This is a genomic window from Pseudomonas sp. WS 5071, assembly GCF_012985765.1.
Lineage (GTDB): Bacteria > Pseudomonadota > Gammaproteobacteria > Pseudomonadales > Pseudomonadaceae > Aquipseudomonas > Aquipseudomonas lundensis_A.
On sequence record NZ_JAAQWY010000035.1, the window covers coordinates 42,241 to 48,721 of the forward strand.

The 6,481-nt window shown below is 62.2% G+C and carries 5 protein-coding genes and 2 pseudogenes; all 7 read left to right on the plus strand.

Annotated features, from left to right (window positions below; translation table 11 throughout):
• Nucleotides 1-98: 98 nt before the first annotated feature.
• Nucleotides 99-1,244 (plus strand): hypothetical protein, encoded by a 1,146-nt coding sequence (locus HBN61_RS19400; RefSeq protein WP_029611654.1) that lies wholly within the window; start codon nucleotides 99-101, stop codon nucleotides 1,242-1,244.
• Nucleotides 1,234-1,674, plus strand: a complete 441-nt coding sequence (trx-GI, locus tag HBN61_RS19405) for a heat resistance system thioredoxin Trx-GI (protein WP_000787151.1) — start codon at nucleotides 1,234-1,236, stop codon at nucleotides 1,672-1,674. Before HBN61_RS19400 ends, trx-GI begins: the two co-directional genes overlap by 11 nt.
• 3 nt (nucleotides 1,675-1,677) lie before the next feature.
• Nucleotides 1,678-3,384, plus strand: coding sequence for a cation:proton antiporter domain-containing protein (locus HBN61_RS19410; protein WP_016782893.1), 1,707 nt, complete (start codon nucleotides 1,678-1,680; stop codon nucleotides 3,382-3,384).
• Nucleotides 3,381-4,409: a GGDEF domain-containing protein gene (locus HBN61_RS19415; RefSeq protein WP_178125697.1), complete on the plus strand. Its 1,029-nt coding sequence runs from the start codon at nucleotides 3,381-3,383 to the stop codon at nucleotides 4,407-4,409. Before HBN61_RS19410 ends, HBN61_RS19415 begins: the two co-directional genes overlap by 4 nt.
• 11 nt (nucleotides 4,410-4,420) lie before the next feature.
• A complete protein-coding gene (locus HBN61_RS19420; protein ID WP_004152114.1) occupies nucleotides 4,421-4,909 on the plus strand; it encodes a phosphate-starvation-inducible PsiE family protein in 489 nt (162 codons plus the stop codon).
• A pseudogene (locus HBN61_RS19425) lies at nucleotides 4,896-5,859 on the plus strand (zinc metalloprotease HtpX). The gene HBN61_RS19420 and the pseudogene HBN61_RS19425 overlap by 14 nt, the downstream one beginning before the upstream one ends.
• A 19-nt stretch (nucleotides 5,860-5,878) precedes the next feature.
• Nucleotides 5,879-6,364, plus strand: a pseudogene (locus HBN61_RS19430) (S1C family serine protease); the annotation flags it as partial.
• Nucleotides 6,365-6,481: the final 117 nt, after the last annotated feature.

Sequence of the window (6,481 nt, forward strand, 5' to 3'; positions counted from 1 at the left end):
GGGCGTGAAAAACCAAACCGTAAGATCATCTTTGAAAATCAACATATCCAATCACCCGGGTCCACTCACCTGGGCGGACAACCCTAAAGGGCTTGAGCATGCGTATACAATATAGCTATCGACTCGTCGAAAAAGAATTTCATGAACCTTGGCGAATGTCTGTAGAAAAAGCGGTTGAACCCGCTCTCAAGCCGCTGATCGAAAAGCGCTCCGAAGATTCGGTACGTCTTCAAATCGTCCTCGAACGCGCGAAAAAAGGATCTCGCTTAACGGCCAGTGGCCACATGCACTTGCCGGGCAAAAAAATCGTCAGCGTCACTGCATCGCATAACGATCTGACGCCTCTCGCGCACATGCTAGCGCAGGCGTTGTTCCGGCAGGCCAAGAAGCACTTTGATCGGCTGAGCGCTCAGGATCAAATCAAGCGTAAGGCGCGTCGTGAACGCTTGCGCGAGCTCAAGGCGCGGATCGACACTCAACCTGCCTCTGTCGTCCAGCAAGCACGCGGGATAATCGAGACGCTGCTGCCGAAGGTTGAGGCCGTTGCGCAACGCGAGTTGGCTTATCTGCATGCCGCCGGTGATTTGCCTCGCGATTATCCGACGCTGCACGACGTGGTGGACGAAGCGATTGCTCTGGCTGAATCGGTATGGACATCCGTTCCAGAAGAAAATGCCGCTTACCTCGATCTTTTGAAGCATCTTTTTGCCGTCATTGATCGCGAAGTGGCAAACAGCCGGCAATATGGCGAGGCCGTTTCGCTGGATGCGCCGGTCGAAGCGGATGCGCAGGACATGGCGGAGGCCATGGTAGAGGAAGAGTTCTACGAGTTTTATCAGCCTGATGACGCACTCAGCCTGGCCGACGTCATGGCTGATAGTCGGCTTCCCGACCCAGCAGCAATCGCCGAACAGGAGGAAATTGGTGACAGATCGAGCGAATTCGCATTTGCATTCGACCTGATGAAGGGTATGCCGCACTTGTGGCGCCGCATTTTTCTGCTTATCCGGGTGGATGGGCTGGATGCAGGCTGCGCTGCTGAAATCCTGCGGATGCCTAATAAGATAGATGCTGTCAGAGCGGGGCTCATTCAAGCCGAAGCCTTCATTGCGGCTCACGTGGAAGATGCCGGCGTGAGCGAAGACGGGAACGATTGGATCAAAGGCGTAAATTGGTCGGCGATGTCGGTGATCCGAAGCGAGGCAACCTCACCGCAGTCCAAGGAAGCGAACCATGAAAAATGAACTCCACATCGTCTGCCCACATTGCCAGTCCATCAACAGCGTGCCGGCCGCCAAGCTCGCGGATCGTCCCAACTGCGGCCGCTGCCAGCAGCCCTTGTTCACCGGCGAGCCCATCGAGTTGACGACGGCGACGTTCTCGCGCCACGTGGAGCGCAGCGATCTGCCGCTGCTGGTCGATTTCTGGGCGCCCTGGTGCGGGCCGTGCAAGATGATGGCGCCGCAGTTTCAACAAGCCGCGCGCCAGCTCGAACCCGGGATCAGGCTGGCAAAGGTGAACACCGAGGCTGAGCCCCACCTGGCCGCGCAGTTCGGTATCCGCAGCATTCCGACGCTCGCCCTGTTCCAGGGCGGACGTGAGATCGCCCGCCAGGCAGGCGCCATGGGCTCGCAGGACATCGTGCGCTGGGCCTCTGCACAGGTGGGACGCTGACCGATGCAGGATTTGCTCGGCACTACCCTGATCCTGCTGGCGGCGTGCAGCCTCGCGGTGGTGGCGACGGCGGCGTTCAGAGTACCCGCCTTGCTGGGTTACCTCGCCGTCGGCGCCTTGCTGGGCCCCTCGGTCAGCGGTGTGATCGCGCCGGGAGAGGCGTTGACTTTCATATCCGAACTGGGTGTGGCCCTGCTGCTGTTCATGGTCGGACTGGAATTCTCGCTGGGGCACTTCTGGCTCACTCGCAAGACCGTACTGGCGTCCGGCAGCTTGCAGATGGTCGTCGTGGCCGCGCCACTGACCCTGGTGCTGATCGGGTTGGGTCAGCCAGCTCAGAGCGCTGCACTGCTCGGCGCCGCAGCGGCCATGTCGTCCACGGCGCTGGTCAGCCGACAGCTGGCCGACCAAGGCGAGCTCACCACCCGCCACGGCCGCAGTGCCATCGCCGTGCTGGTCTTTCAGGACCTGGCCAGCGTGCCCCTGCTGGCCCTGCTGGCGATCTGGGCGCGCGGCGACTCGCCGAAGATCGAGAGCGTGCTGCTCGAAGTGTTGGGCGTGCTGGTGTTGTTCGCGGCAGCGGCGGTTGCCTCGCGTCGTCTGTTGCATGGCCTGCTGGGCTGGGTGGCGCGGCAGGGCCACGAAGAATCCTTCGTGCTGGTCTCCTTGTGCGTGGTCGTGGCGGCAGCCGCTGCTGCACACGCCGTCGGCGTATCCGCCGCCCTGGGGGCCTTTCTCGCCGGCATGGTCCTGGGCGAGAGCGACTTCCGGCACCACATGGAAAGCCACCTCAAGCCCTTTCGTGATGTGCTGTCGGGCCTGTTCTTCGTGACCATTGGCCTGCAGCTGGACACCGCGCAGATCGTGGCCGCACCGCTGGCGGTACTGGGTTGGCTGTTGGCCTTGGTGCCTCTCAAGATGGGGCTGAACTTTCTGGCGCTGCGCGCAACCCGCCTGTCGGCGCTCGACGCCTGGCGCGCAGGCATCGTGCTGGGTCATGGCGGCGAGTTTGCGCTGCTGCTCCTGGGCATGGTCATGCAGCAGCACCTGATCGCCGCCACCATGGTGCAACCGATGCTGGTGGCGCTGGTGTTGAGCATGGGGTTGGCACCGCTCCTGATCCGACACCATGACCGATGGGCGCGGGCTTTCAGCCGCTCGGGCGCACTCGGTCAGCCACCGCAGGCCGAAGAAGGCGAAGTCGCCGAGCGGGCGCGGTCGTTGCGCGACCATGTGATCATCTGTGGGGCGGATGACGTCGGGCTGCTGCTGAGCCGAACGCTGCGCCTGGCAGGCATACCGCATTTGCTGCTGGAATCGGACCGCCAACGGGTCGAAGCGGGGCGTGCGATGGGGGCGCCGGTGTCGTATGGCGATGCCAGTCGGCTCGACACCCTGGCCGCCGCCGGATTGGCCCATGCCCGCCTGGTGGTGCTGACGTTTGCCCGTCCGCAGACGGCCCTGCGTATCGCTCAGGCGGTTCTCGACCGCCGCCTGAGCTTGTCCGTGGTGGTGGCCACTGAGCGCGTAACGGATGCCCAGCTTTTGCGTAATCTGCCCAATGTCAGACTGTACCCGTTGTACCTGGCTGCGGGACTGGGACTGGCCGAGCAGGTACTGTTGATGTTGGGCATCAACGCCGACCAAGTCGACCACCGGATCGAGGAATTACGGCAGGCACTCAGTCAGTCAGGCGGGGATAGACCATGAACGGGCCGACCATCTGGCTGATGGTGTCGCTACTTGCCAATGTTGGCATGGCGGTTGCGTTATGGCGTTTTGCTCGTACCAATCGCCACAGGCGTGACGAGCTGAAGCATCGCCAACAAGCGAAAATCGGCGACAACGAACGGATCGCCATCGCCCTGGAAGGCGCAGAGTTGGGATTCTGGGAGTGGGATCTTGCCACCGACAGCTTCAGGCTTTCTGCCCGCAGTCTGGCGATGTTCGGCTTGACCTCCGACGAGGAGATTGGCGCCACCCATGCCGCATGGCAAGCGCGTATTCATCCGGAGGATTTACCGGTCGTTCTGGCAAAGGTGCGCGCTTACCAAGAAAATCCGTCGGAGCGATTGGAGTGCGAGTACCGCGTTCGTCATCGATCCGGCGTTTGGATTTGGGTGCTGGATCGCGGTCGTTGGCTGGGTGACACGGGCAGGCAATTGATGGTGGGCACTCTGCTCGACATCTCTTCTCGCAAGGAAATGGAGCAGCGGTTGCTGCGCATGGCGATCACCGACCCCTTGACCGGCTTGTCGAACCGGCGGGCTTTTAACGAACGATTACAGCTGGAATGGGCGCGCCTCAAACGCAGCCCGGAGATACAAGCAGCACTTGTGCTCTGCGATATCGATCACTTCAAGCGCATCAATGATACCTATGGGCACGGATGCGGCGATGAGGTGCTCAAGCACTTTGCTTCACGGTTGAGGGAACATGTTCGCGCAACCGACATGGCTGCACGGATTGGGGGGGAGGAATTCGCTGTGTTGTTGGAAGCGGCATCGATAGAAGACGCCCAAGTATGGGCGGAGCGATTTCGTCAGGACGTTGCGGCGACAGCGCTGGTGTGTGGAGAGGTGTCGATCAGCTATAGCGCCAGCATGGGGGTGGCTCCCCTCGACGTCCGCTTAAACTCTTCCGAGCAGGTGATGCAGCAGGCGGACAGCGCGCTCTACCAGGCAAAAAGACAAGGGCGCAACCAAGTTGTGGGTGCACAAGTATTTCAGAATTGAGAGGAGTGGCGATGAAGGAAAAGCAAGCAGACCCGATCAAAACATTTCGCGCCCAATGGGCAGTGATGACGTTCTACGAGCGCTTCGAACAGGTGATCGCGCTCGCGCTGTCCGCAATCATTGCCGTGATTATCGTGGTCTCGCTGCTGCAGCTGATCTCGATCGTCTTCAGCCTGCTGATCATTGATGCGTTCAATCCGCTCGATCACAAGGTCTTCCAGACCGTGTTCGGCATGATCATGACGCTGCTCATCGCCATGGAGTTCAAGCATTCCATCGTGCGGGTGGCCTTGCGGCGCGACAGCATCATCCAGGTCAAGACGGTGATCCTGATCGGGCTGATCGCCCTGGCGCGTAAATTCGTGATCCTCGACCCGGAGACCGGCCCCGCCAAGGTCGCGGCGCTCGCAGGCGCGACACTGGCCCTCGGGGCGACTTACTGGCTGCTGCGCGAGCGCGATGACCGGACAGCCGGGGAAAGCTCAGATGATCAGTCGTGATCTGCGCCACGCGCAGAATGTCGGCGCGCGGCATCGCTGGCTCAATCGCCTGCAAACCGCGCTGTTGGTGCTGACCCTGCTCGGGATTGCCGCCGTCGCTGGCAGCCTGCTGTTGGGTGACGGCGGGCTTTGGCTGGCGCTTGCGGCCGCGGGGTTCACCCTGCTGCTCGAACCGGCGGCCGCCTCCGGGCTGACCTTGCGGCTGTATGGCGCACGCCCCCTGCACCCGGATGAAGCGCCCGATCTTTGGGCTGTGTTGCGCGGAACTGGCGGCGCGGGCCGGGCTGCCTGCCGTGCCGGTACCGCACTACGTGCCCAGCGGGGTCGTCAACGCCTTCGCCACCGGTTCGAAGCATCACGCGGCCATCGCGCTGACCGACGGCCTGCTGCGTAGCCTCACGCCCCGCGAGTTGACCGGCGTGCTCGGCCACGAAATCGCGCATATTGCGAACGAGGATTTGCGTGTCATGGGCTTGGCCGATTCCATCAGCCGGCTCACCCATCTTCTAGCCTTGTTGGGGCAGCTTGCGATCGTGCTCAGCTTGCCAGCGCTATTGCTTGGAGTCACGGAAGTCAATTGGCCCGCGTTGCTTCTACTGGCGGTCGCGCCACAGCTAGCCTTGCTGGCTCAGTTGGGCTTGTCCAGGGTGCGCGAATTCGACGCCGACCGGCTCGCTGCCGAATTGACCGGCGACCCGCACGGGCTGGCCTCGGCGCTCGCCAAGATCGAGCGGGTGAGCCGCTCCTGGCGCGCCTGGCTGCTGCCCGGATGGGGCAATCCGGAACCCTCCTGGTTGCGCACGCATCCGGCGACGGCTGAACGCATTGAGCGCTTGCTGGAACTTGCTCCGCCGCCCGCGATGCCGCCGTTTCCATCGGCCCGTTTCGTCCCCGAGGTGACCGTATCACCACGTCCGCCACGCTGGCGCACCGGCGGCCTTTGGCGCTGATTTCAACATGGAGAATGACGTGACCTACCCCGACCCCTACAACCGCCCGGCGCCGGACCGCTTCAGCCGGCGCTGGCTCGTCATCACTGGCTGCATCGCCGCACTCATGCTGCTGTGGCAGTTCCTGCCCGCCATCGAAGCCTGGTTCAGTCCCCACGAAACGCAGGAGCGCACGGTGACGCCGCGCGGCGACCTGGCCGCCGACGAAAAAACCACCATCGAGCTGTTCGAAAAATCGCGCGGGTCGGTGGTTTACATCACCACGGCACAACTAGTGCGTGACGTCTGGTCGCGCAATGTCTTTTCCGTGCCGCGCGGCACCGGCTCCGGCTTCATCTGGGACGATGCCGGCCACGTGGTGACCAACTTCCACGTGATCCAGGGGGCATCGTCTGCCACGGTCAAACTGGCCGACGGTCGCGATTATCAGGCTGCGCTCGTTGGCGCCAGTCCTGCGCACGACATCGCGGTACTCAAGATTGGCGTCGGCTTCAAGCTGTTGCCGCTGACCGAAAACTGACCCAGTAGAGGCTCTTCTGCCGACTGAAAACTGACCCAGGTGTTCAACTGCTTCTGCTCACTTTTCGAGCAGGAGAACACAGGGTGATCAGCATGGAAATGT

Coding starts and splice junctions, on each gene's coding strand:
- HBN61_RS19400 (WP_029611654.1), top strand. CDS start 99: ATGCGTATACAATATAGCTATCGACTCGTCGAAAAAGAATTTCATGAA.
- trx-GI (WP_000787151.1), top strand. CDS start 1,234: ATGAAAAATGAACTCCACATCGTCTGCCCACATTGCCAGTCCATCAAC.
- HBN61_RS19410 (WP_016782893.1), top strand. CDS start 1,678: ATGCAGGATTTGCTCGGCACTACCCTGATCCTGCTGGCGGCGTGCAGC.
- HBN61_RS19415 (WP_178125697.1), top strand. CDS start 3,381: ATGAACGGGCCGACCATCTGGCTGATGGTGTCGCTACTTGCCAATGTT.
- HBN61_RS19420 (WP_004152114.1), top strand. CDS start 4,421: ATGAAGGAAAAGCAAGCAGACCCGATCAAAACATTTCGCGCCCAATGG.